The organism is Piscinibacter defluvii, assembly GCF_004011805.1.
GTDB lineage: Bacteria > Pseudomonadota > Gammaproteobacteria > Burkholderiales > Burkholderiaceae_C > Piscinibacter > Piscinibacter defluvii.
Window position 1 is genome coordinate 252,177 of the sequence record NZ_RCHJ01000004.1, and the last position, 24,001, is coordinate 276,177.

The following is a 24,001-nucleotide window of genomic DNA, read 5'->3' on the forward strand; positions in this document are numbered from 1 at the left end:
CCGGCTCACAACCCCACGAGTTGGGCCAGGCCGTTGGTGTCCACCGCGCCGGCGTGCTGGCCGGCCTGGCCGGTGCGGGCGTTCTTGTAGACGATCAGCGGCACGCTGTTGGCGCCGAGCTGGTTGAAGATCTCGGTGTTGGCCTTGACCTTGGCCATCACCTCGTCGGGAATGTTCTGGCTGGCGCTGATGCCGCCGCCACGCGCCAGCACGCTGATCTCGTTCTCGTTCATCGCGGCCACCGGGTCCTTGGCCATCAGGATGGTCGCGCCCTGCGGGCCCGATTGCGGGCGCAGCAGGCCGAGCGGCATCCAGACGATCTTCAGCCGGTTCAGCAGCGGCTGGGACGACTTCCACAGCTCGGCGCAATGCGGGCAGGTGGTGTCGAAGAACACGTAGACGGTGTTGGCCGCCATCATCGAGCCGACCGTGAAGCCGTGGCCGGTGGCGGCCAGCGCATAGGCGTCGGCCGCGGTGGCGGGCTTGGCCGCAGGCGCCGCGGCGGCAGGCGACGCGGCGTCGTTCTTCGAGCAGGCGGCCAGCAGCGCGGCCAGGCAGAGAAGGTGTCGGCGGTTCATCATGCGGCGATTGTCGCTCCGGAATCAAACCTGGGTGCGCCACCAGGCCGCAGCCTGGCCGCGCGAGGCGAGCGCGAGCTTGTCGAGGATGTTGGCCACATGGCGCTTGACGGTGTGCGGGCTGATGTCGAGCGCCCGGGCGATCAGCTTGTTGCTGTCGCCGGCGGCGATGCGCTCGAGCACCTCGCGCTCGCGTTCGCTGAGCAGTTCGGTCTCCGCCGCCGGTGCCGCGGCGCGGGCCGGCGCGGCCGGGGCGTCGCCGCCGCGCAGCCGCCGCGCCAGTGCGGCCGCCTCGGCCAGCGCGGCGCGGCCGCCGGACTCCACCGCTGTGCCCCAGTCGGCCGCAGCCAGCTCGCCGAGCACGCCCGGGCCGGCCATCAGCGCATGGCCCAGCTCGCCCTCGCGCGTCATGCGCTCGAGCGCGGGTTGCAGCGCCGCGGCGGCCTCGGCCCGCCGGCCGGCGCGCCACAGCGCGTGCGCGGCGCGCAGGTGCAGTTCGACCGCCTGGCCCATCTGGTCGAGCCGCGGCGCGTTGGGCAGCGCGGCGGCAAAGCGCTGCGCAGCCTCCTCCCAGCGGCCCTCGGCCGCCGCCAGGCGAGCTGGCGCCAGCGACGGGCTGCCGCCGCCCTCGGGCGCCCGTTCGGGCGCGTGCGCGGCCATCAGCGCGGTCCAGTGGCGCAGGCCGTCAGGGTCGGGGCCGAGCAGATCGGTCAGGCGCAGTCCGAAGATCGCCACCTGGTAGGTCCAGACGCGGCGCCGCTCGGCGCTGCCCTGCTCGCCGCGCAGCAGCTCGTCGAGCCCGGCGCGCACCGCCCCGGCATGGCCCTGCATGCCCTCGACCAGCAGGCGCAGCACACGCACGTTGGCCTGCACGTCGGCGGCCGCGGCGAGCCAGCGCGCATCGGCCTCGGCGCGCTGCACCGCCTCCAGCGCGGCGTCGACCTGCCCGCCCCACAGCAGCACGTAGGCCCGCTGGCTGTGCAGCAGCGCGCGCAGCGGCAGCTCGCGCTCGCCGAGCCGGTGCAGCAGGCCGGCGCAGTAGCGCTCGATCAGCGGCCGCATGCCGCGCAGCGTGCTCCAGGACATGGGCGGGGCGTTCTCCCACCAGGTCTGCAGCGACTCGACCGGCTCGAGCCGCTCCACCACCTCGGCAAACAGCCCCGGCAACGCGGCCAGGTCGCCGGCCAGGAAGCGGCGCGAGCACTCGCCGATCACGAACAGCAGGCGCGCCTCGGTGGGCAGCTCGCGGCCGCGCAGCTCGGCGGCGATGGCCGCCTCCTCCTCGTGCCGGCCGAGCTCGGGCAGCACGGTCGCGAGGCAGGCCTGGGCGATGCGCAGCTCGGTCTCGTCGCCGTGGATGCGGGCGGCGCGCACTGCGTCGCGCAGGTCGTCCGCGGCGGCGTCCCACTCCCAGCGCTGCACGCGCGCCAGCGCGCGCATGCGGAGCACGCGCGGCGAGGCGGCGCGCCAGTCGTCCGGGAACTGCCCGGCCAGGCGCAGCAGCTCCGCGCCGTGGCCGCTGATCAGCAGTTCGGGCGCGAGCGCGGCCAGCGCCGCTTCGGCGCCGCGCCAGTCGCGTGCACGCAGCAGGTAGCCGATGCGGCGCACCGGGTCGGGCTCGCTGGCCGCGGCGCGCTGCAGCAGGCGCGGCAGCTCCTCGGGCAGGCGCTGGCGCAGCCGGTCGTCGAGCGCGTCGCGGAACAGATCGTGCAGCACCAGCGTGCGCTCGACGCCGCGCTCGTGGTCCTCCACCGCGCTGACGAACAGGCCGCGGCGCTCGATCTCGTCGAGCCAGGCGGCGGCGCGCGCGTCACCGCTGACCGCCGCGGCACGCGCCGGCGTGAGCGCCGGCAGCACCGAGCAGCGCAGCAGGAAGTCGTGCAGGCCGATCGGCATGTCGTCCAGCACCTCGGCGGCGAGGTAGTCGAACAGCGGCCGGTCGACCAGCGGCGCCCGGCCGTGTTCCGACAGCGTGGCCGCCAGCGCCGGGCGCTGGCGCAGCGCCGCCAGGCACAGGCGCAGCCCGGCCGGCCAGCCGCGCGTGCGCTCGATCAGCGCGGCCGCGCCGGGCCCGGCAGCGACGGCCGGCTCGCTGGCCACCAGCGCAGCGGACTCGGACTCGGAAAAGCGCAGCGCCGCCTCGCCGAACTCGGCCAGCTCGTCGGCGACGCGCCAGCGTGCCAGCGCGAGCGGCGGCTCGACGCGGCTGGCCAGCACCAGCGTCCAGTGCGGCGGCAGGCGCTCGAGCAGCGCGTCGAGAAAGGCGCAGACCGACGGCGACTGCACGCGGTGCAGGTCGTCGAGCACCAGCACGCCATGCGGCGCGTCACTGCCGGCCAGCGCGTTGACGAGTTCTGCGAGCGCGCGGCGCGTGCCGTCGCGCTCGTCGCCCACCTGCGCGGCCAGTGCGTCGGGCGCGGTGCGCCAGGGCAGGTCGGCCGGCTCGAGCGCGGCGGCGAGCGACTCGAACAGGCGCGGCAGGTCGTCGTCCTCGTCCAGCGCCACCCAGGCGCTGGCGGTGCCCGGCGGCAGCTGCTCGAGCGCGCCGACCAGCGCGGCCGTCTTGCCGAAGCCGGCCGGCGCCACCAGCAGCACCAGGCGCCGCTGCAGCAGCGCCGTGCCCAGCGCCGCCTGCAGCGCCGGCCGCGCGATGCGGGTGCTGCGCAGGCGCGGCGGCTGGGTCTTCGTGGTGGGAAGCCGGACGGCGCTCATGGGCCGCATTCTGGGTTCAGCGCAGGTCCGGCGCGTCGGGCAGCTCGTTCGGGTTGGCCTCGCCCGGGCGCAGCGGGAAGTGCTGCGCCAGCAGCGCGTCGACCGCATCGATCGCGTCGTTCAGGCCGGCCTCGAACTCATGGCGCCGGAACGCCGCGCGCATGGTGTCCATCACCGACTGCCACTGGGCGCGGCCGACATGCCGGTTCAGCCCGCGGTCGGCCACGATCTCGATGCGGTGCTCGGCCAGCAGCAGGTAGATCAGCACGCCGTTGTTGTACTCGGTGTCCCAGACGCGCAGCTTGCCGAACATCGTGACCGCGCGCTCGCGAGCGCTCGCGCCGCGCCACAGGTAGGACAGCGGCAGCCCGGCCTCGACGCAGACACGGATCTCGCCGCTGTGGCGCTTCTCGCTCGCGGCCACGCGCTGCTGCACACGCGCCAGTGCCTCGGGCGGCAGGGCGCGCGCGACGTCGCGCTCGTCGAGCCAGCGGTGCTTGAGGATGCGCATCAACCTGTTCATCGCCCTCGCCTACCAGTCGCCCGAGGCGCCGCCGCCGCCGAAGTCGCCGCCGCCGCCCGAGCTGAATCCGCCGCCGTCGCTGCTGCCGCCACTCCAGCCGCCACCCCCGCCCCCGCCGCCGCCCCAGATCACCGGCCCGCCGCCGTGGCGCCGCCCGCCGATGCCCGAGCCCATCAGGCCCACCAGCACCAGCGCCACCAGCGCCGCCCCGGCCGCGGCCAGCAGGCTGGCGGTGAGCCACCAGCCCATGCCGCCGGCCACCACGCCGGTGCCCAGCGCGCCGAGCTTGCGGCCCAGCGCACTGGTCAGCACCGTGCCGATGATGGGCACGGCGATGAACAGGAACATCGGCAGGTCCTGCAGGTCGAGCCCGCGCTCGCCGCGGTTCGCCCCGTCGTGCGCGGCCGGCTCGGGCAGGCCCTCTCCGGCGATCAGCCCATCGATCCGGTCGACCGCGGCGTTCAGCCCGCCGGCAAAGTCGCCGGCGCGGAAGGCCGGCGTGATCACCTCGCTGATGATGCGACGGGCCGCCAGGTCCGGTACCGCGCCCTCGAGCGCCTTGGCGACCTCGATGCGCACCTTGCGGTCGTTCTTCGCGACGACGATCAGCAGCCCGTCGCCCACCGCGAGCCGGCCGATCTTCCAGCTGTCGGCCACGCGCTGCGCATAACTCGCGATGTCCTCGGGCTGGGTGCTCGGCACCAGCAGCACGACGAGCTGCGAGCCGCGCTTCGTCTCGATCGCGGCCAGCTTGTCGGACAGCGCCTGCTGCTGCGCGGCCGAGAGCGTGCCGGTCTGGTCGATCACCCGGCCGGCCAGCGCCGGCACGGGCAGCACGTCCTGTGCATGCCCCGGCCCGGCGGCGACGAACAGCAGCGCCGCGGCGAACCACGCCGCGAGGAGGCGCATCACTTCGATGCCGGCTTGTCGAAGCTGACCGTCGGCGGCGCGGAGATCTGCGCCTCGTTCTGCACCGTGAAGTTCGGCTTGACCTGGTAGCTGAACAGCATCGCCGTCAGGTTGGTCGGGAAGCTGCGCGCGAGCACGTTGTAGTCCTGCACCGCCTTGACGTAGCGGCCGCGCGCGACGGTGATGCGGTTCTCGGTGCCCTCGAGCTGGGTGCGCAGGTCCTGGAAGCCCTGGTTGGCCTTCAGGTTCGGGTAGTTCTCCGAGACCACCAGCAGGCGCGACAGCGCGCCCGAGAGCTCGCCCTGCGCGGCCTGGAACTTCTGGAACGCCTCGGGGTTGTTGACCAGCTCCGGCGTGGCCTGGATCGAGGTGGCCTTGGCACGCGCCTCCACCACCTTGGTGAGCGTCTCCTGCTCGAAGTTGGCCTCGCCCTTGACGGTGGCCACGATGTTCGGAATCAGGTCGGCGCGCCGCTGGTACTGGTTGAGCACCTCGGACCAGGCGGACTTGGTCTGCTCGTCCAGGCGCTGGAAATCGTTGTAGCCGCAGCCCGACAGGGCGGCAGCGGCGAGCACGGCGACGGCGGCGGAACGGGCGAGGGAACGCGGCATGGCAGGGGTCTCCATCGGAATCGCGGGCGATCGTACCCCGCGGGGCGGGATATGGCCCTGCCGCGGCTCAATTCAAGGCCGCTCGCGCACCGCACGGGCACGCCGGCCGAACCACTCGGGCGCGTAGCGCAGCAGCTGCTTGACGATGTCGTCGTAGGTGGTCCACTCGGTCTGGTCCATGATCGACACGTTGGTGAACACCTCGGGCAGCTTGCGCAGCAGGAAGGGCAGGCGCAGGTCCTTCCGGCCCTGGTCGCGCACGAAGAAGCGGCAGGGCATGCCGCGCGCCAGCGCGTAGCCGGCCTCGAACAGCGCGCTGGTGGCCACGCTCCTCGGATACAGCAGCACGAAGTTGGCGCTGTTCTCGAGCGCGTCGATGTCCTGCTGGGCGCCGTCGCTGGCGGTGCTGACGCGCGCCAGCGACTCGACCCGGTCCATGGCGCAGTACACCGACAGCCCGGCCTGCTCGCGCAGCGCGGTGACCACCTTCATCGCCTCGGTGCGGAAGGGCTGGTACACCTCGTCGGTCTCGAAGGCCGCCATCGGCACCGACACGAACACGTCGTGCCGCGGGCGATCGAGCCGCAGCGCCTGCTGCACCTGCTTCTCCAGGCGCGGCCAGACCTGCGTCGTGAACACGGCGTCGAGCGCCGCCTTGGTCATGGGCACGTCCAGCGTCTTGTTGATGGCACGGAACAGGTTGAGCATGCCGGCCTGATCGAACACCGCACCGTTGAAGCGTGCCATCGGGTCGGCCAGCTGCTTGATGTCGCCTTCGAGCACCAGCGGCACCAGGTTGAGCCGGCCGAAGTGCGCCGACACCGCACCCGACTCGAACATGACCCACGGCGCCGACAGGTTCGAGCGCGTCAGGCAGGCGATCGCGAAGCGGGTGTCCTTGAGCGTGGCCATCAGCTCGCCGAACCATTCCTGGCCGGGCCCGATGTCCTCGGCCGACACCCACGGCTCGACGCCGTTGAACACCTCGCGGATCGCCTCGTGCAACGCCAGCGCCGCCGCCTTGCTGGCCTCGCCGGACCAGCTGATGAACACCTTCATGCTGCCTGCCGCCCTTCACAATGAGCCCATGAACCTGCTGCAGCATGCCTTGCGCGCCGGGCACGGCAATCCCCAATCGCCCGGACGCCCGCGCCGCGCGGTGGTGGCCGGCGGCGGCGGCACGCTCGGCTCGGCGGTGGTGGAGCGGCTGCTCGCGCTGGGCCGCTTCCGGCCGCTGCACGTGCTGGTCACGCAGGACTTTCATGCCGCGCCGGCCGGGCTGGTGCCGCTGCCCGCCGTGCCGGGCCAGCCGCTGCCGCGCGGCGCCGGCGAGCTGGCGGTGATCGTGTTCGACCGCGAGCGCCACGCCAACGGACGCGATGCTGCCTTCCTGCGCCCCGAGCCGGCGCAGCTGCCCGCGCTCGCCGCCGCGCTGCACGCGGCCGGCGCGCGCGACCTGCTGGTGATGCAGCCGCATGCCGCGGCCAGCCTGCCGCAGGCGCTGCGCGCCGGGCTGGCGAGCCTGGACGAACAGGCGGTTGCCGGCCTCGGCTTCGAGCATGTGGTGCTGTTGCGCGCCGCCCAGCCGCCCGGCGCGTCGACCGGCCGCGGCCTGCAGCGCGTGGCCGACCTGGTGCTCGCGCAGCTGCGCCTGATGACGCCGCAGGCGCAGCAGCCGGTGCGCGCGCGCAAGCTCGCCCAGCTGGCCGCCGCGCTGGCCGCGGCGCTGCCCGAGGCCCCGCCCGGCACGCGCGTGATGGCGCCGGAGATCGTCTGGCAGGCCGCGCAGCTCGACGACCCGGCGCCGCTGGTGCGCAGCTTCCTGCACGGCCAGGCGCTGCCCGAGGCGCAGCTCAGGGTGCCGCGGATGTGAGCTTCGCCGGGGTCGTGGCGAGCAGGCTGCGCCCGACCGGCGGCTGCCACTGCGCCAGCGCGTCGAGCTCGGCCTCGCGGCGCTCGCGCGGGAGCCGGCGGATGCCCTTGAGCACCGCCGCCGCACGCGCGCGGCCAGCGGCCTCGTCGCTCGACCAGCGGCGCAGCTGCTCGTCGGGGTTGACCAGCAGGCTGGCCAGCCAGGCCGCCTCGCGCGGCTTGAGCTGGTTCGCCGGCTTGCCGAGGTGGTGGCGCGCCGCGGCCTCGGCGCCGCAGATGCCGTCGCCCCAGGGCAGCACCGCCAGGTAGAGCTGCAGGATGCGGCCCTTGCCGAGCGTGCGCTCCATCTCCAGCGCGTAGAGGAACTCGCGCAGCTTGCGCGCCGCGCTGCGCTCGTCGCCGGTGTAGAGCAGCTTGGCGAGCTGCTGCGTGATGGTGCTGGCGCCCTGCAGCGCCTCGGGCCGCGACTGGTTGGCCTTGCCCGCCGCGACCCACTGCTCCAGCTCGTAGCCGGGGTGCTCGAAGAAACGCGCGTCCTCGGCGGCGATCACCGCGTTCTGGATCCAGCCCTCGATGCGGCCGCCGGCCGGCTGCGGGCGGCAGCGTGCGCCGGCGTCGGCGTCGCGCAGCCGCTCGGTGCCCAGGCCGTCGACGCGCAGGCCCTCGAAGGCCGGCTTCAGCGCCGTCAGCTGCAGGCCCTGTGCGCCGAGCCGGGCGTCGAGCGCGAGCCCGACGCGGCCCTCGATGCGCGCGGTGCTCGCCTCCGGTACCGCGTCGCCGAACAGCGCGACCAGGTCGACCAGCGGCGTGGGCGCCAGCTCGGCGTGCAGGCGCAGGCCCGCGGCGCCCATCTCGCCGCGCCAGGGGATGTCGATCGAACGCGCCGGCGCGCCCAGGCGCAGCAGGCCGTCGTAGCGGTCGGCGCCGCGCGCGTGCAGCACCAGCGTAGCCTGCGGCAACTCCACCGCCGCCTGGCCGAGCGCGGCAAGGCGGAACCGGCAGGGCGCGCAATGCGCCTCCAGGCCGCCGTCGGGGCGGGCGTGCAGCGTCCAGCCGCGCAGGCGCCGGCCGTCCAGGCGCGGCTGCGCCAGCGGGTGGGTGGCCCAGCGCAGCAGCGTCGGCACGCTGGCCGGCTGGGCCCAGCGGCCGCTGCCGAGCCGCACCTGCCATTCGTCGGGCTGCGGCGCGAGCGCGGCGCGCGCCACCAGCAGCAGGCCGATGCCACTCAGGATCACGGCCAGCGCCAACGCGGCCAGCCCACGGATCACGGTCTTCACAGAGCCTCCACCACGGTGACGGCCTGCCACGGCCCGGACGACTGCCCGAGCGCGGCGGCCCAGAACCAGGACGACGGGTCGATGAACGACGTGCCGTCATCCGCCTCGATGCGTTCGCACACGCGCAGGCGCTGCCCGTCGGGCGCGGTGCTCTCGAAGCAGCGCCACAGGCGCGCCCGCGCATCGCGTTCGAGCGCCACGGCGCCGAGCCGGTGGCCGAGGCCGCGGAAGCAGTCGGCCGCCGGGTGCAGCATGCGCGTGGGCGTGTTCACGCGGCGCAGCACGATCACGCGCTGCCCGTCGGTGAAGCGGCCGATCGCGCCGGGAAATCGCGCCGCGAAGCGCTGCTCCACCGCGCTCTGCGCAAGCGGGCGCAGCGCCCGGCCATCCCATTGCTGCGGCCACTCGACATGCCGGGCGCGCGGCGCCGGCGCGGCCGGAACGAACCACGGAAGCAGTGCCGCCAGCACGAAGGCGAGCGCGGCCAGCGCGGGCCAGTGCCTATGCCACATGGCGGCCTCCGCGCATCAGCAGCGCGACGGCGGCGACCACGCCGGCGAGCAGCGCCAGGCCGATCGCCTCGTGCAGCGCCGGATCCAGCCCCTGCGGGCGCGCCTCGAGCGCGACCAGCAGGCTGTTGCGCAGCACGTTGCCGAGCAGCACCAGCGCGCCGACGGCCGGCAGGCGGCGCAGGAAGCTGGCATCGCGCCGGCCGGTCAGTGCCGCCGCGGCGCAGGCGGCGAAGTAGGCCATCCAGGCCATCTGCACGCCCGAGCAGGGCGCGTCGACGATCACCTGGCGGCCGTCCACCAGCAGGGTGGCGCCGAGCCGCTCGGCGGTGAGGCCACCGAGCTGCAGCAGCCCCACGCTCGCCTGCGCCGTCAGCACGCGCAGCGGAAAGCCGGCGTAGTACTGCAGCGAAGCGATCAGCGGCAGCGCCAGCACCACCAGGCCGGCCAGCGGCGCGCGCGGCGCGTGGACCGGCAGCCAGGCGGCCAGGCTGCAGCCGAGCGCCAGCGCCGCGAGCAGCGCGCCCACCAGCGGCGGCGCCACGAACAGCGCCACGCCCGCCAGCAGCGTGAGCGCCACCGCGCCGGCCAGCCAGCCGGTGTGCGGCGCCACCCGCAGCCTTGGCGCCCAGAGCGCGAGCAGACCGGCCAGCAGCGCCAGCGCGGCCAGGCCGAGCGGCTCGTCGGAGCCGTCCAGCACCCGGCGCGCGAGCCAGGCACCGTGCGGCCACAGCGCCAGCGCCTGCAGGCCGAGCCAGGCCAGCGGCGAGAGGTAGGCCGGCCGGCAGGCCAGCGCCGGCGGCCAGGCGGAAGCGGGCAGAGCCAGTCTCATCGCCGCCTCCTCACCACGTGCCACGGCGGAACAGCGCCGTGCCGACGAGACCGATCACCACCAGCAGCGACAACCAGGCCGCCGGCTCCGGCGTGCTCGGCACAGCGGCGCCGACCGCGCTTTCGCTCACACCCTGCGGCAGCGGCAGCGGCTGGTCCACCGGCACGGCCGGCTGGTCGCTGCGCACCACCTGGTCGATGGCGATGAAGCTGGTGTACTGGGTCAGCAGGCTGTAGCGCAGGCCGAGCGTGGTGATCGCCTCGCGCTGCCCGCTGCCGCCCTCGAGCGCCTCCTGGTCGGAGAGCTGCTGGATGCGGGTGCGCGCCCACAGCTGGCGCAGCGCGCTCGCGGTCGGGTCGGGCGCGCTCACCGGCACCACCTCGCTGTGGTGGCCGTTGGCGGCCTCGCCCTCGAGCACCAGCTGGCCGCGCGGCTCGCCGCGCCACTTGCCGTGGATCAGCACCGGCCGGCCGCCCAGCACGTCGGGCAGCGCGGCGAGCGACGCCGGCTCGACGTCGTACACCTCCAGGCCCTCGAAGCGCGCGCGCAGCTGGGTCAGCACCGGGGCCTCGATCATGCGGCGCAGGCGCTCGGCCTGGGCCGCCGCCAGCTCGGGCTTGGTGACGATGAAGGGCTCGCCCTGGCCGGCCCGCGCGATGCCCTCGATCAGGTGGCGGTTCACCGACGAGCCGATGCCGAAGGCGAACACGTTGCTGTTGCCGAGGTTCTTGCGCACCTGCTCGAACACCTGGTTCTCGACCGTCACGTAGCCGTCGGTCACGACGATCACGCTGCGCGCCACGTCGGCGTTCTTGGGCAGTGCGGCGATGCGGCGCAGGGCCGGCACGATCTCGGTGCTGCCGCCGCCGCGCGACTGGTCGATCACCGCGATGGCCCGTTCGATGTTGGCGCGCGTGGCCGGCACCGGGCGCTCGTTCAGCATCTGGCTGCTGCCGGAGAACAGCATCACGTTGAAGCTGTCGCTCGGGCGCAGGCCGCCGATCAGGTTGCGCAGAAGCGTCTTGGCGGTGGCCAGCGGCTGGCCGTGCATCGAGCCGGAGATGTCGACCACGAACACGTATTCGCGCGGGTTGATCTGCGCCGGCGCGATGGCCTTCGGCGGCTCCACCAGCGCGAGGAAGAAGTTCTCGCCCGAACCCCCGTCGGCGCCGTCGTCGCCCGGCGCCTGGTACAGCATCAGCCCGGTGGCGGTGCGCTCGCCGGCCAGGCGGTACTCGAGGATGAAGTCGCGGTCGTTGCGCGGCGTGGCCTCGCCGATGGCCACCTGCGCGGCCGGCGTGCCTTCGCCCTGCACCTCGATGCCGTGGCTGGGCGACCGCAGCTCGCTGACCGGCAGCGGCGCGGCGAACCGCACCGTCAGGTCGAAGGCGCTCGGGCTCGCCTCGCCCTCGCGCAGCTGCGGCGTGGCGGGGAAGTGCGTGGCGCCGCCCTGCACGGCCGGCACGTGGTAGCGCGGGCCGACCACGGTCGGGAACACGAAGCTGTAGCGCCCGCCGTCCGGCGGCACCAGCTCGGTGTAGCGCAGCTCCACCGCCACGTCGTCGCCCGGCAGGATGTTGGCGACGTTCATCTCGAACACGTTGGGCCGGTGCTGCTCGAGCAGCGCGCTGGTCTTGCCCTCGCGCTTCGCGCTCTCGTGGCGGATGCGGGCGCGCTGCTTCTCGTCGATCTGCGCGACGATCGTGCGGCCGGCCAGGCGCACCTGCATCGCGTGCACCGCGGCACGGGTCGAGCCCGGGAACACGTAGCGCGCGTCGATCGCGCGCTGGCCCTCGTTGCGGTACTGCTGAGTCACCGTGACGTCGGCGATCACGCCGGCGATGCGCACCTCGACGCGGGTCGACTTCAGCGGCAGCCGGTCCACCCCGGGCTCGCTGCTGCCGAGCTGGAAGTACGGCCCCTCGGCCGGCCGCGCCTGCGCGTCGTCCGCGAAGGCGGGTGACCAGGCCACCGTCAGGCAGAAGGCCCAGACGGCGAGCGCCGCCAGCAGCAGCACCCGACCGGTGCGGGTGAGGGGGGGCAGGGGATGGCGGAACAGCGGGAACAGCGGACCACGGACGCGGCGCATGACAGTCTCTCCTGATGGCGTGCCGCATTCGGAGGCGGCACGGGCGTCAGGATCGAAGGTGCGTGCGAACGGGGTGCGAAGCGTGCGGGGCTTGTGTGAAGTCGGCGTGAAGTGCCCCCGGCGGGCGGCGCCACCCGCCGGGTGCGGGGCGGCACCGGATCAAGGCGCCTCGTCGACCCGGTAGTTGATGATGTAGGACTGCAGGTTGGTCGCCGGGTCGCGTCCGGGCAGGCTGCAGCGGATCACATAGCTGCCCCAGGCGGGCGCGTTCATCGCCGGGAAGTTCAGGTCGTGCTCGCCGAACGGCGCCACCCGGGTGACGGTGCCGACCTTGTTGCCCGCCTGGTTGTGCACGCTGAACTCGCAGCTCGCGCTGGCCGTGGCATGGCGGTTGCGCATCCGCACCACGGCCGCCAGCACGCGCGGGCTGCCGCTCGCCTCGACGTCGCGCACCACCGGGCAGAACACGCTGATCGTGCTGGTGCCCGCATTGGCCAGCGCGGCATCGGACGTGGCGCTGCGCCGCACCGAATCGTTGCTGTTGCCGGGCAGGCAGTTCACGCCGGCATAACCCTTCCACTCGCCGGCGGCGAGCGCCCCGGCGTGCGGCAGGATGCCGGCCACGGCGACGGCGAGCAGGGCCCGCAACGGCCGGCGGGCGTTGCGGATGGAACGATGGTTCGTGGATCGCATGATGGTTTCCTCCGGAGGCGGGTTGGGTGTGCCGCCGGCACGCCGCCTCCTGTGCGCGCCGCCGGGTTCCGGGCCACGCCGCGACGCGACCGCGTGGCCTGCGCGGCCGCGCGCCCGGGACGCCGTGGCGCGGCGGGGGATCAGGGATCGGCGAGAGCCGGCAGGGCCGCGAGCCGCTGCGCCTCGTGCCACTGCTCGAGGCGGGCCTCGGCTTCCTGGCGCACGGCCGGGCTGGCGGCGTGGCGTGCCGATTCGAGCGCGGCGCGCAGCGCCGCCGGCTCGGCGGCCTGCAGCGCCAGCCAGGCCTCGAAGGCCAGCACACGCACCCGCTCGGAGGGGCCCTGCTCGAGCAGGAAGCGCAGCGTCGGCTCGGGCACGTCGATGCCGTCCTGGCGCGCCTGCTGCAGGCCCTCGAAGCGCTGCAGTTCGCTGCCGGCGTCGATGGCCTGCAGCACGCGCGCCGGATCGGCCGGCCGCACGAGCGGCTCGGGGCAGGACGGCGGCAGCACCTCGGACGGCGCGCTCGCGGCGGCCTGGGGCGCGCGTGCAGGCACACCCGCCCAGCCGCTCTGCTGGGCGATCTGCTCGAGCACCCATTCCAGCGGCTGCTGGTCGACGTGCAGCGTGGCGCGGCCGTCGTGCGCCACCGCGATCAGCGGCGCGGGCGCGGGCGCGGGTACCGGCGCGGGCGCGGCTGCATGGGGCGGCGCCGGCGCCTGCGGCGGCAGGTCCGGGTGCGCCCACCATCCGGCGCAGGCGGCGGCGGCGAGCGCCGCGGCGGCGCCGGGCCGGGACCAGGGGCGCATGGTCGTGGGCGGGGCGGGTGTGCGCATGGGCGTCTCCGGGTTCAGGCGGTGCGCAGCACCACCATCAGCGCCTTCGGCGTCAGGGTCGTGCCGTCGACCTCGATCTGGACGAAGTAGCCGCAGTTCTTGAAGTTCAGCGGCGCGGGCAGGCGCACCGAGCGCGTCGTCACGGTCGGGCTGTGGACGCTGCGCACCGTGGCGACGGTGCTGACCACGCCGGTGCTGCGGCGCATGCACTTGAGCGTCGCGACGACGCCGCCGCCGTTCGGGGTCGGGTCCTTGAACAGCAGCTGGAGCGTGTTCCAGCTCGGCACGGCGGCGAAGTCGTCCGGGCTCCAGACGCCGCAGTGGTGCATCCTCAGCGCGGACGACGGATCGCGCCCTCCCACCGGGCAGGTGTCGACGACGGCGGTCAGGTCGGTGGTGGCCGCGGCGGGCAGGTGCACGGCGGCCAGGGCGATGCCGGCGGCGGCCAGGGCGTTGCGCAGGATCGGGCGACGGGCGATGACGGGCATGGGCTACTCCGGGAGTGGTCGGGTGCGGGCTGCGTGCGCCGCGATTCGATGGTCGTCCACCCCGTCCTACCGCGGCCCTACCGATCGCGGCGGAACGCTCCCTAACACGCCCCCCTAGACAGCCTGGTCGCCGGGCAGGCCCAGCTCCGCGGCCAGCGCACGCGTCTCGCGTGCCGGCCCCGGCCCGCCGGCCGCGCGCAGCATCGTGCAGCAGGTGCGCCAGCTGCGCAGCGCCTCGGCATAGTCGCCGCGCGCGGCGTGCAGCCGGATCAGGCGCCGGCTCAGGCTCTCGGCGAGCGGCTCGATGTCCAGGGCGCGCTGGTACAGCAGCGCGGCCGCGTCGGCGTCGATCGGCTCCAGGCGCGCGGCGAGCTGGGCCACGGCGACGACGAAGCGCTGCCGGTAGCGCTCGCGCGCCGCCTGCGCCCAGTCGGCGTCCTCGGCGCTCAGGAACGGGCCGCGCATCAGGTCGAGCAGGCGGCCGGCCCAGTCCTGCAGCTGCGCTCCGGTCGCCGACGGCGCGGCACCGATGCGCTGCAGCAGCGCGTGCAGCGCGCCCACGTCGCTCCAGCAGCGCTGCTCGTCCAGTCACAGGCGGCCGTTCTCGAGGTGCAGCAGCCCGGGCTCGCCGAGCAGACGACGCAGCCGCAGCAGCGCGGCGTCGAAGGCCTTGCGCTGCGCGGCCGGTTCGGCCTCGGGCCACAGCCACTGCGTCGCGGCGGCCACCGGCAGCGGCGCCGCGCCCTGCGCCAGCAGTGCGCGCAGCAGGTCGAGCGGGCGCTGCGCGGTCTTGCCGGCGCCGTGCGTCACGCAGCGCTCGTGCAGCCACAGCTCGAACTCGCCGAAGGAGCGCAGCACGAGCGGCCAGGGCCATTGCGCGAGCGCCGGGTCCGGCCCGGGCAGGCGGTGCAGGCGCGCCAGGCGGCGCGCATAGGCCAGCTCGATGCCCTGCTCGATCGCCGTGCGCAGCAGCTCGCCCATCACCTCGGGCAGCCACCACACCGCGGTGACCTTGAAGTCGCGCCGGGCGCCTTCGCGCAGGGCGCTGCGCAGCGCCTGCGTCGCCTCGGCGTCACGGCCCAACCGGCGCAGGCAGGCGCTGCGCATCAGGCCGGCGGTGAACAGCATCAGCGCCGCATCGATACGCGACGCCAGGCCGAGCGCGGCCTCCACGTTCTCCAGCGCGGCCATCGGGTCGCCGCTGCACAGCAGCGCCTGGCCGAGGCTCAGCCGGTGGGTCGCCAGGCGCGTCGGGCCGCCGATCTCGCCGGAGTTCTGCAGCGCGGTGCGCGCCAGCTCGACGGCGCGCGGCGCGTCCCCGCGCAGCAGGGTCAGTCCGGCCAGGTAGTGCCAGTAGTGCGTCTGGTCGGCCTGCACGCCGCTGTCGAGCACCTCGCGCATGGCCTGAACGTGGCGCTGCGCGGCGCCCAGCTCGTGCGCGGCGAGGGCCAGCGAGGCCCCGTAGGCATGCAGCGCGTAGCGGCGCTGGCGCAGGCCCAGGCGCTGCACCAGCTGCAGGCTGGCCTCGATGGCCGCACGCCCGAGCTCGAAGCGCGCGCAGTAGCGGCCGTAGTTGGCCACGGTGTCGAACCACACCAGCGCCTCGGCCGGCAGCAGGCCCTGCACCGACAGGCCGGGCACGGCGTCGACGATCAGGCCGGTGCGTTCGAACTCGCCGCGCCAGAGGTGGTACTGGGCCAGGAAGGTGGCCAGGCGCAGCCGGCCGGCACCGGGTTCGAGCCGGCGCAGCAGCTCGTCGCCGCGTTCGGCCCAGCCGGCCAGCAGCGGGTGCGAGGGCGCGCGCAGCCGGATGGCGATGCCGCACGCCATCACCCGCGCCTCGAGCTCGGCCGAGGGCCACTGCCCCGCCGGCGGCAGGCGTTCGACGAGCAGCTCGATCCAGTGGTCGAGCGGCTCCAGCGGCCCCTCGTCGACGTAGTAGTCCTCGATCAGCGCCGCCAGGCAGAGCAGCTCGCCGACCCGGTCGCCACGCGCGCCGAACACCGGCAGCGCCGCGGCCAGGCAGGCGCGGGCGTCACGCACGTCCAGCTGCGGGTCGAGCCGGGTCGCCCAGTAGGCCGTCCAGGGCTGCGCGGCGGCGAGCGCCGGCGTCGCCGGCGGGCAGTGCCAGGCCGGCCACCGCCCGGGCTGCGCCAGCAGCTCGAGCGCGCCGGCGGCCAGGCTCGACTCGGGCGGCAACCCCTGCGGGTCGCCGGCCGGTGCGGTGGAATCGCGGCTCACCGGCGCAGTGTCGAAACGGGCGCGGGCAGTGTCAACGCGCCGCCCTTGTCCGGATCCGCCCGGTGGGCTCGTACTCGTGAGGAAGGCGCCCTGTCGGCGCCGTCCCGAGGGAGTTCCGCCATGCCCGCCTTCCGCTGCTGCGCCGTCGTCATCGTCTGCCTGGCCTGCTCCGCCAGCCTGTCCGCCTGCGGCGGCGGCAGCAGCGGCGACGAGCCGCCGATCGCCGTCACCGCCGCCAGCGGCGCCAGCGCCGAGCCCGAACTGTTCGACGCCCAGGGCCGCGCCCTGCCCGCCCCGCCGGAACGGGTGCCGGCGGACACACGCGCCCGCACGCGCAACGGCCTGTACGCCACGCGGGCGCAGCTCGCCTGGCAGGAACTGGTCGCGATGCCGTCGACCATCCTGATCGATGTCGACGCCAACGGCTCGGTGGAGAACGCCGTGCGGCTGGCCGAGCAGGTGCGCGGCTGGCGCGGCACGCAGGGACTGGCGTTCTACGTGCGGGGGCGCGACGCGGTCGCGGTGGCCGAGGTGGTGAACCGGCTGACGGACGCCGGCTTCGGCACCGTGTTCGCCGTGGTCTGACACCGTGGACCCGCTGGCCCGGGCCCTGCTCACCGCCGCCTGCGTGGCCGCGCTGCTCGCGCTCGCCCGCCGCTTCGGACAGCGCCTGGCCGGCTGGCTGACCGGTCTGCCGATCGTCACGCTGCCGGCCCTGGGCTGGCTGGCGCTGGACCGGGGCGCCGGTTTCGCGGCCACGGCGGCCGCCGGCTGCGTGGCAGCCGGGGCGGGCTGTGCGCTGTTCGGCATCGGCTATGCCTGGGCCAGCCGGCAGCGGGCGCCCGCGGCCGCATTGGCCACCGGGGCCCTGGCGGCCGCCCTGCCGCTGCCCTGGTGGAGCCAGGTCGCCATGCCGCTGCCGGTCGCGCTGCCGTTCGCGCTGCTGTCCTCGCTGCTGGCCTGCGCCTGCGGCATCGCGGCCCTGCGCGTGCCCGGCGCCGCGGCCACGCGCCCGCGCACCGTGCCCGGCAGCCTGGTGCTGAGCGCCGGCACCGCCGGGCTGGTCAGCGGCGCGGTGTCGTGGGCGGCGGGCGAGCTGGGCGCGTTCTGGTCCGGCGTGTGCGCCTCCGCCCCGCTGGTGGCCGCGGTGCTCGCCGTGCGCCTGCACCGCGAGGGCGGCAGCCCCGCGGCCACGCTGTTCCTGCGCGGCTACCTGGACGGCATCGCCGGGCGCAGCTGCCTGGTCGCCCTGTTCGCGCTGCTGGCCGCACGCGCCGCGGTGCATCCATGAGCGGAGGGAGGAGCGGCCCTCGCGTCGCCCGGGGCTTGCGTCTACCATGGCTGCACGGCCATGGGAGACATCACGCAGCTCATCGCGCAGGCCCGCAGCGGCGACCGCTCGGCCTTCGACAGCCTGTTCCAGCTGCTCTACCCGGAGCTGCGGCGCATCGCCCACGGGCGCCTGGCGCGCAACGTGCGCGACACGCTGATGAGCACGACCGCGCTGGTGCACGAGTGTTACCTCAAGCTGCTGCAGTCCGAGCGCCTGAAGCCGGAGGACCGCGCCCACTTCCTCGCCTACGCGGCCTCGGCGATGCGCTCGATCGTGGTCGACACCGCGCGTGCCAGCCTGGCCGAGCGGCGCGGCGGCGCGGCCGAGCACCTGCCGCTGGACACCGGCGTGGCCGAGTCGGTCGGCGCGGCCGAGGAGCAGATCCTCGACGTCGATGTGGCGCTCGGGGAGCTCGCGCAGCTCGACCCGCGGCTCGCACGTGTCGTCGAGATGCGCTACTTCGGCGGCATGAAGGACACCGAGATCGCCGAGGCCCTCGGCCTGACCGACCGGACCGTGCGGCGCGACTGGGAGAAGGCGCGCCTGCTGCTCGCGCACGCACTGCGCGACTGAGCGGTGCACCTTGAACCGGCTGGACCTGCTCGCCCCCCGCTGGGCCGAGCTCAGCGCGCTGCTCGACGAGGCGCTCGCCCTGCCGGCCGCGCAGCGCGAGGCCTGGCTGCAGGCGCTGCCGGAAACCGGCGCCGGGCTGCGTGACACGCTGCGCGAGCTGCTCGCGGCGCAGGCCGGCATCGAGACCGGCGACTTCCTGCACACGCTGCCGCGGCTCGACGCCCCTGCCGCGCCGCCGGACATCGACGAGCCGGCGCCGGGCCGGCAGGTCGGCCCGTACCGGCTGGTGCAGGCACTGGGCCAGGGCGGCATGGGTTCGGTGTGGCTGGCCGAGCGTGCCGACGGGCAGCTCAAGCGGCGTGTCGCGCTCAAGCTGCCGCGCCTGGCCTGGGGCGCCGGCCTGGCGCAGCGGCTGGCACGCGAACGCGACATCCTCGCGTCGCTCGAGCACCCGCACATCGCGCGGCTGTACGACGCCGGTGTCGACGAGCACGGCCGGCCCTTCTTCGCGATGGAATGGGTCGACGGCCGGCCGCTGGACGCCTGGTGCGCCGCGCGCGGCGCGGACCTGCCGACCCGTGTGGCCCTGCTGCTGCAGGTGTGCGACGCGGTCGCGCATGCCCACGCCCGGCTGGTGGTGCACCGCGACCTGAAGCCCGGCAACATCCTCGTCACCGAGCAGGGCGAGGTGCGCCTGCTGGACTTCGGCATCGCCAAGCTGCTCGAAGACGATGCCGGCGGCACGGGTGCGCTGACCGCGCTGGTGGGTGCCGCGCTGACGCCCGACTACGCCAGCCCGGAGCAGATCGCCGGTGCGCCGCTGACCACCGCCAGCGACGTCTACAGCCTCGGCGTGGTGGCCTACGAGCTGCTCGCCGGCGCGCGGCCCTACCGGCTGCGGCGCGGCAGTGCGGCCGAGCTGGAGGAGGCGATCGCCGCGGCCGACCCGCCACGCGCCAGCAGCGTGGCGCCGAGCCCGGCGCTGCGGCGCGCGCTGCGCGGCGACCTCGACGCCATCCTGGAGAAGGCGCTGGCCAAGTCACCGGCGCAGCGTTATGCGTCGGTCACGGCCTTCGCCGACGACCTGCGCCGCCACGCGCGCGGCGAACCGGTGCAGGCACGGCCCGCCGGCCGACTGCTGCGTGCGCGCAAGTTCGTCGTGCGCCACCGGCTCGGCGTGGGCGCGGCGGTGGCGGTGCTGCTGGCGCTGCTCGCCGGCACCGGCGTCTCGTTGTGGCAGGCCGGCATGGCGCAGCGCGAGGCCCGCCGCGCGCAGGCGGTGCAGGCCTTCGTGACCGACATCTTCCGCGCCAACACCGACGCCCAGCCCGACCCCGAGACGGCGCGCCGCACCACCGCGCGCGAGCTGCTGGACATCGGCGCGCAGCGCCTGCAGGGGCACCTGCGCAGCGACCCCGAAGGCCGCGCCGAGGTGCTGGGCCTGCTCGGCGGGCTCTACTACGACCTCGGCCTGGACGAGCAGTCCGCTGCGCTGTACGGCCAGCGCGCGGCGGCGCTGCAGGAGGCGCTGGGCCCGCGCGATGCCCGGGTGGCGCGGGCGCTGGTGGAACACGCGCGCCAGCTCGACCAGCTCGGCCGCGACGACGAGCAGCAGCGGGCGCTCGACGAGGCGCAGGCCATCCTCGACGGGCTGCGCGACCACGACTCCGCCACCCGCGCCGCGCTGCTGGACACGCAGGGCCTGGCGGCCCTGCACGACGGCCCGCGCGCGACGGCGCTGGCCAGTGCGGCGGTGGACCTGTACCGGCGCCACCACCCCGACGACCCGAACTTCCCGTTCGCGCTGAACCGGCTCGGCAACGTGCTGTGGAACAGCGACCGCCTGGCAGAGGCCGAGGCGGCCTTCGTCGAATCGCTCGACCGGCTCGACCGGCAGCCCAATCCCGGCGTGAGTGCCCGGCTCAGCGCGCTGCTGACACTCGCCCACATCCAGTGGCTGCAGAGCCGCCTCGACGCCAGCGAGGCCACCTACCGGCGCGCCCTTGCGCTGACGCTGGAGCGCAACGGCAGCGCCCATGTGGACACGCTGCACACCCAGTCGCGTTTCGCCTGGCTGCTGCACCGCACCGGCCGGCGCGACGAGGCCTGGCAGCTGATGGACGCGGCCACCGCGACACTCGCCGCCGGCCGCTACACGCCGCACCCGACCCGCTCGGTGCGCACGCACCACCTGCAGATGCTGCTGGCCGAGGGCCGGTTCGAGGAGGCCGCCACGCTGGCGGACTGGGTGGTGGCCGAGTACCGCACGGTGGCCGGCGGGCGCAACGCGCTGCTGGTGGCCTGCCTGCGCCTGCAGGCGGAGCAACGCCTCGGGCTGGGGCGGCTGGCCGAGGCCGAGGCGGCGCTCGCAGAGGCGCAGGCACTGATGCGTGAGCTCGACCCGGGGCAGCTCGGACCGGTGGCCAACCCGGTGCACATGGTCGCCGCGCGCCTGGCCCTGCGGCGGCAGCAGCCCGAGGCGGCGCTGCAGGCCCTCGCGCGCATCGAACCACGCGCCGGCCTGCCGGCGCAGGCGCTGCAGCCCGAGCTGCTGCGCGCGCAGGCGGTGCGCGCCGAGGCGCTGCTGGCGCAGGGCCAGCCGGCCGCCGCGCGTGCGGCCGCGCAGCAGGTGCTGGAGCGCTTCGCCGCATTCGCGCAGCGCGAGCGCCTGGGCGCGCTCGAGGCCGAGGCGCTGCTGCCGCTCGGCCAGGCGCTGCGGCGCGAGGGGCGGTCCGTCGAGGCCTGCGCCCTGTTCGACGCGGCGCGGCGCCTGCGCCTGGCCGCGTTCGGCGAACGCAGCCCGCTGCTGGGCGAGGTCGACACCGCCCGGGCCGGCTGCGCCGAGGCAACCGCGCCCTCGCGCTGAACGACACGCCCCCTGTCCGGATCCGCGGCGCGTCCCCGTACTCCGATCGAGGCCGCATGGATGCGGCCGCCCGGAGGACAGCCGCGATGTTCGCGACCCCCACGCCACGCGCGCCGTCGGCCGCCCCGGCCGCCGTGCTGGTGAGCCTGGTCTTCGCCCTCGCCTACGCGGCGAGCAACCACCTGACCGCGCTGCGCGCCGACGTCGGCACGGGGGTGTTCGACTGGGAGCACACCATCCCCTTCGTTCCCTGGACCATCGTGCCCTACCTGTCGATCGTGCCGCTGTTCGTCGCCTCGTTCTTTGTCGGCCGCAGCCACGGCGCGCTGCGCCGGCACACCCGCCGCCTTCTCCTGCTGCTCGCGCTGGCGCTGGCCGGCTGGGCGTTGTGCCCGCTGCGCTTCGCCTTCGAACGCCCACCGGTCGAGGGCTGGGCCGGCGCGCTGTTCGAGCTGCTCGCGCTGCTGGACCGCCCCTACAACCGCGCGCCCTCGCTGCACATCGGCGTGCTGGTGCTGCTGTGGCTGCACCTGGGTCCGCGCCTGGCCGGCTGGTGGCGCGCCGCGTTGGGGGGATGGCTGCTGCTGATCGGGGTGTCGGTGCTGACCACCTGGCAGCACCACGTGATCGACATCCCCGCCGGCGCCGCGGCGGCGCTGCTGTGCGTGCTGCTGACGCGGCGCCCTACTTCACCTTGTCCGGCGCCGGCAGGAACACCCCTTCCTTCTCGCCGTGCATCGTGGCGTCGTCGTACTTGTCCTGCGCGGCCTTGATGTCCTTGGGGAACTGCGCGAACAGCTCGCCGAGCCGCTTCAGCGTCAGGTCCTTCTCGGCGGCGATCTTCTCGCCGAAGATCGCGCACTGCTCGAGCAGGATCAGGCGATGGTTGTCCTCGTGCTTCTCGAGCGCCTTCATCATCTTGTCCCAGGCCTCCTTGCCGGCCTTGCTCGCCGAGGAGGCGCCGCCCCAGCTGGGCAGCGTGATCGTGTAGCCGATGTCCAGCACCACCTCGGTCAGCGGCTCGCCCTTGGCGGGCTTGAACGAGAGCTTCGGCCGCTCGGTCGAGAACTTGCCCCATTCCTGCCTGGCGGCGTTCTTCTTCTGGAAGAACTTGAACATGTCCTCGTAGGACTTGCCCGGCACCGTCTCGCTGGCCTTGCCCTTCTTCGTCCAGTTGATCTTGAAGCTCGCCTGCACCGGCATGGCATCTCCTCGTCCGAGGTGGTGGAGGCGCCACTGTGCGGCGCCCCGGTTTCAGCGCGGCATCGCACCGGCCCCGGCGTGTTTCGTTGGTTGCGCCTGCACGGCTTGTCAGCGGCCGATCGCCCGGTCCAGGTGGGTGTAGCCGCCGTCGACGAACAGCCACTGCCCGGTGGTGTGGCTGGCGCGCGCCGAGAGCAGGAACACCACCGTGTCGGCGATCTCCTGCGGCGTGGTCATGCGTTGTCCGAGCGGGATGCGGCGCGTGATCTCGTCGATCTTGCCCTGCGGGTCGGGGAAGGTGGAGACGTATTCGCGGTACATCGGCGTCATCACCTCGGCCGGCAGCACGGCGTTGACGCGGATGCCGTCGGGGAGCAGCTCGACCGCCCATTCGCGCGTCAGCCCCAGCAGCCCGCCCTTGGCGGCCACGTAGCCGCTGGTGCCGCCCTGCCCCGTCACCGAGGTCTTGGAGCCGATGTTGACGATCGCCCCCCGGCTCGCGCGCAGCGACGGCAGGCACAGGTGCGCCATCACGTAGCACTGCACCAGGTTGCGCTCGAGCGAGGCGACGAAGGCCTCGCGGCCCGCCGTCAGCCCCGCCTTGTCGTTGATGCCTGCGTTGTTGACCAGTCCATCGATGCGGCCGAGGCGCGCCACCGTCTCGTCCACCGCGGCGCGGCAGGCCGCCTCGTCGGTGAGCTCGAGGCGGATGAAGTGCGCCTTCGGCTGCAGCGCATGCAGCTCGCGCTCGAACTCGGGCCCGAGCGGGTCGCGCCCGAGGACCACCGGCAGCGCGCCCTCGCCCGCCAGCGCGAGCGAGATCGCCGCCCCGATGCCGGAGCCGCCGCCGGTGACGATCACGACCTTGTCGGCGAGCTGCAGGTCCATCAGTCGTACAGGACCGCGGCGATCTTCGGGTCGGCCATGTTGCTTTTGTCGTACCAGTAGAAGCCGGTGTCGATCACCTTGGGCAGCTTCTCGCCCTTGAGCGCCTTGACCGCGGCCTCCACCGTCTTGAAGCCGATGCCCACCGGGTTCTGCGTGATCGCCCCGGCCATCTCGCCGCTGGCGATGGCGGCCTTCTGCTGCTTGCCCGAGTCGTAGCCGATCACGACGATCTTGCGCTTGAGCTCCTTGGCGCCGTTGAGCACGCCGATCGCCGAGCCTTCGTTGGCGCCGAAGATGCCCTTGACGTTCGGGTTGCCCTGCAGGATGGACTTGGTGATCTCGGTGGACTTCAGGTGGTCGCCGCCGCCGTACTGCACGCTCACCACCTTGATGTTCGGGTAGGCCGCCTTGATGCGCCCGGTGAAGCCCTCGACGCGGTCGATGCCGGTGCGGCTGGTCTGGTCGTGCGCCACCACGGCCACCTCGCCGGCCTTGCCGATCAGCTCGGCCATCTTGTCGGCGGCCAGCGCCGCGGCGGCCTTGTTGTCGGTGGTGGCGGTGGTCACCGGCACGTCGCTGTCCACGCCCGAGTCGAAGGCCACCACCGGGATCTTCGCGGCCTGCGCCTTCTTCAGCAGCGGGATCGCGGCCTTGCTGTCCAGCGCCGCGAAGCCGAGCGCCTTGGGGTTCTTGGCCAGCGCGGCCGAGAGCATGTCGATCTGCTTGTCGACCATCGCCTCGGTCTCCGGGCCCTCGAAGGTGACCTTGACCTTGTACTGCGTGGCCGCCTGCTCGGCGCCCTGCTTCACCGCCTGCCAGAACTGGTGCTGGAAGCCCTTGGACACCAGCGGGATGTAGGTCTCCTGGGCGATGGCACTGCCCGTCGTCGCGAAGGCGAAGGCCGCGGCCAGCGCGAGGGTACGTCTCTTCAGCATCTGTCTGTCTCCTTGTGTGTTCCGCGGGGTGGTGGA

General features: G+C 74.5%; 24 protein-coding genes. 6 read left to right on the forward strand and 18 right to left on the reverse strand.

Translation table 11 applies throughout. The annotated features are described in order from the left end of the window. Positions 1 to 5: 5 nt before the first annotated feature. The 6 genes from D9C15_RS13815 to D9C15_RS13840 all read right to left on the reverse strand — a co-directional run bounded on the left by D9C15_RS13815 (position 6) and on the right by D9C15_RS13840 (position 6,392). Positions 6 to 581: a thioredoxin domain-containing protein gene (locus D9C15_RS13815; protein WP_240668408.1), complete on the reverse strand. Its 576-nt coding sequence runs from the start codon at positions 579 to 581 to the stop codon at positions 6 to 8. Positions 582 to 602: 21 nt separating this feature from the next. After that, complete coding sequence (locus D9C15_RS13820; RefSeq protein WP_127998142.1) at positions 603 to 3,290, reverse strand: winged helix-turn-helix domain-containing protein; 2,688 nt, start codon at positions 3,288 to 3,290, stop codon at positions 603 to 605. A 16-nt stretch (positions 3,291 to 3,306) separates the two neighbouring features. After that, positions 3,307 to 3,813 (reverse strand): TPM domain-containing protein, encoded by a 507-nt coding sequence (locus D9C15_RS13825; RefSeq protein ID WP_127998143.1) that lies wholly within the window; start codon positions 3,811 to 3,813, stop codon positions 3,307 to 3,309. A 9-nt stretch (positions 3,814 to 3,822) separates the two neighbouring features. Then, positions 3,823 to 4,722, reverse strand: coding sequence for a TPM domain-containing protein (locus D9C15_RS13830; protein WP_127998145.1), 900 nt, complete (start codon positions 4,720 to 4,722; stop codon positions 3,823 to 3,825). Next, positions 4,722 to 5,333, reverse strand: a complete 612-nt coding sequence (locus D9C15_RS13835; RefSeq protein WP_127998147.1) for a LemA family protein — start codon at positions 5,331 to 5,333, stop codon at positions 4,722 to 4,724. Before D9C15_RS13835 ends, D9C15_RS13830 begins: the two co-directional genes overlap by 1 nt. A gap of 72 nt (positions 5,334 to 5,405) precedes the next feature. Beyond that, the gene (locus D9C15_RS13840) at positions 5,406 to 6,392 is read right to left on the reverse strand and encodes a toll/interleukin-1 receptor domain-containing protein (RefSeq protein ID WP_127998149.1); all 987 of its coding nucleotides are present in this window, start codon (positions 6,390 to 6,392) and stop codon (positions 5,406 to 5,408) included. A gap of 28 nt (positions 6,393 to 6,420) precedes the next feature. On the opposite strand from D9C15_RS13840, the gene D9C15_RS13845 reads away from it, so the two are divergent. Beyond that, a complete protein-coding gene (locus D9C15_RS13845) occupies positions 6,421 to 7,206 on the forward strand; it encodes a hypothetical protein (RefSeq protein ID WP_127998151.1) in 786 nt (261 codons plus the stop codon). On the opposite strand, the gene D9C15_RS13850 is transcribed toward D9C15_RS13845, so the two are convergent. The 9 genes from D9C15_RS13850 to D9C15_RS13890 all read right to left on the reverse strand — a co-directional run bounded on the left by D9C15_RS13850 (position 7,187) and on the right by D9C15_RS13890 (position 16,167). Then, entirely contained in the window at positions 7,187 to 8,482 is a 1,296-nt protein-coding gene (locus tag D9C15_RS13850; protein WP_127998153.1) for a biosynthetic peptidoglycan transglycosylase, read from the reverse strand. The two genes, D9C15_RS13845 and D9C15_RS13850, sit on opposite strands and share 20 nt — an antisense overlap. Beyond that, positions 8,479 to 8,994 (reverse strand): exosortase Q subunit 2, encoded by a 516-nt coding sequence (gene xrtQb, locus D9C15_RS13855; protein ID WP_127998157.1) that lies wholly within the window; start codon positions 8,992 to 8,994, stop codon positions 8,479 to 8,481. The genes D9C15_RS13850 and xrtQb overlap by 4 nt, the downstream gene beginning before the upstream one ends. After that, positions 8,984 to 9,823 (reverse strand): exosortase Q, encoded by an 840-nt coding sequence (gene xrtQa, locus D9C15_RS13860; RefSeq protein ID WP_127998159.1) that lies wholly within the window; start codon positions 9,821 to 9,823, stop codon positions 8,984 to 8,986. The genes xrtQb and xrtQa overlap by 11 nt, the downstream gene beginning before the upstream one ends. A gap of 10 nt (positions 9,824 to 9,833) precedes the next feature. Further along, the gene (locus D9C15_RS13865; protein ID WP_127998161.1) at positions 9,834 to 11,912 is read right to left on the reverse strand and encodes a VIT and vWA domain-containing protein; all 2,079 of its coding nucleotides are present in this window, start codon (positions 11,910 to 11,912) and stop codon (positions 9,834 to 9,836) included. A 159-nt stretch (positions 11,913 to 12,071) separates the two neighbouring features. After that, the gene (locus tag D9C15_RS13870) at positions 12,072 to 12,605 is read right to left on the reverse strand and encodes a hypothetical protein (RefSeq protein WP_127998163.1); all 534 of its coding nucleotides are present in this window, start codon (positions 12,603 to 12,605) and stop codon (positions 12,072 to 12,074) included. A 140-nt stretch (positions 12,606 to 12,745) separates the two neighbouring features. Next, positions 12,746 to 13,438, reverse strand: coding sequence for a hypothetical protein (locus D9C15_RS13875; protein WP_127998165.1), 693 nt, complete (start codon positions 13,436 to 13,438; stop codon positions 12,746 to 12,748). Positions 13,439 to 13,452: 14 nt separating this feature from the next. After that, positions 13,453 to 13,926 carry a hypothetical protein gene (locus D9C15_RS13880; RefSeq protein WP_127998167.1) on the reverse strand — a complete coding sequence of 158 codons (474 nt, stop codon included), beginning with the start codon at positions 13,924 to 13,926 and terminating at the stop codon, positions 13,453 to 13,455. A 114-nt stretch (positions 13,927 to 14,040) separates the two neighbouring features. After that, positions 14,041 to 14,487, reverse strand: a complete 447-nt coding sequence (locus tag D9C15_RS13885) for a bacterial transcriptional activator domain-containing protein (protein ID WP_127998169.1) — start codon at positions 14,485 to 14,487, stop codon at positions 14,041 to 14,043. A gap of 27 nt (positions 14,488 to 14,514) precedes the next feature. Continuing rightward, on the reverse strand, positions 14,515 to 16,167 hold the full coding sequence (locus D9C15_RS13890; protein WP_127998171.1) for a hypothetical protein: 1,653 nt from the start codon (positions 16,165 to 16,167) through the stop codon (positions 14,515 to 14,517). A 120-nt stretch (positions 16,168 to 16,287) separates the two neighbouring features. Here D9C15_RS13890 and D9C15_RS13895 point away from each other — a divergent pair, with 120 nt between their 5' ends. From D9C15_RS13895 to D9C15_RS13915, 5 genes are all read left to right on the forward strand, one after another. Further along, on the forward strand, positions 16,288 to 16,752 hold the full coding sequence (locus tag D9C15_RS13895) for a hypothetical protein (RefSeq protein ID WP_127998173.1): 465 nt from the start codon (positions 16,288 to 16,290) through the stop codon (positions 16,750 to 16,752). Positions 16,753 to 16,756: 4 nt separating this feature from the next. Continuing rightward, complete coding sequence (locus D9C15_RS13900) at positions 16,757 to 17,458, forward strand: hypothetical protein (protein ID WP_127998175.1); 702 nt, start codon at positions 16,757 to 16,759, stop codon at positions 17,456 to 17,458. 60 nt (positions 17,459 to 17,518) lie between these two features. Beyond that, positions 17,519 to 18,073: an ECF-type sigma factor gene (locus tag D9C15_RS13905; RefSeq protein WP_127998177.1), complete on the forward strand. Its 555-nt coding sequence runs from the start codon at positions 17,519 to 17,521 to the stop codon at positions 18,071 to 18,073. A gap of 10 nt (positions 18,074 to 18,083) precedes the next feature. After that, positions 18,084 to 20,939, forward strand: coding sequence for a serine/threonine-protein kinase (locus D9C15_RS13910; protein WP_127998178.1), 2,856 nt, complete (start codon positions 18,084 to 18,086; stop codon positions 20,937 to 20,939). 86 nt (positions 20,940 to 21,025) lie between these two features. Next, entirely contained in the window at positions 21,026 to 21,712 is a 687-nt protein-coding gene (locus D9C15_RS13915; RefSeq protein WP_127998180.1) for a phosphatase PAP2 family protein, read from the forward strand. Here the strand turns inward: D9C15_RS13915 and D9C15_RS13920 are convergent. From D9C15_RS13920 to D9C15_RS13930, 3 genes are all read right to left on the reverse strand, one after another. Beyond that, positions 21,624 to 22,142, reverse strand: coding sequence for a DUF922 domain-containing protein (locus D9C15_RS13920; RefSeq protein ID WP_127998182.1), 519 nt, complete (start codon positions 22,140 to 22,142; stop codon positions 21,624 to 21,626). The two genes, D9C15_RS13915 and D9C15_RS13920, sit on opposite strands and share 89 nt — an antisense overlap. A gap of 108 nt (positions 22,143 to 22,250) precedes the next feature. After that, the gene (locus D9C15_RS13925; RefSeq protein ID WP_127998184.1) at positions 22,251 to 23,030 is read right to left on the reverse strand and encodes an SDR family oxidoreductase; all 780 of its coding nucleotides are present in this window, start codon (positions 23,028 to 23,030) and stop codon (positions 22,251 to 22,253) included. Then, positions 23,030 to 23,965, reverse strand: coding sequence for an ABC transporter substrate-binding protein (locus D9C15_RS13930; protein WP_127998186.1), 936 nt, complete (start codon positions 23,963 to 23,965; stop codon positions 23,030 to 23,032). The genes D9C15_RS13925 and D9C15_RS13930 overlap by 1 nt, the downstream gene beginning before the upstream one ends. Positions 23,966 to 24,001: the final 36 nt, after the last annotated feature.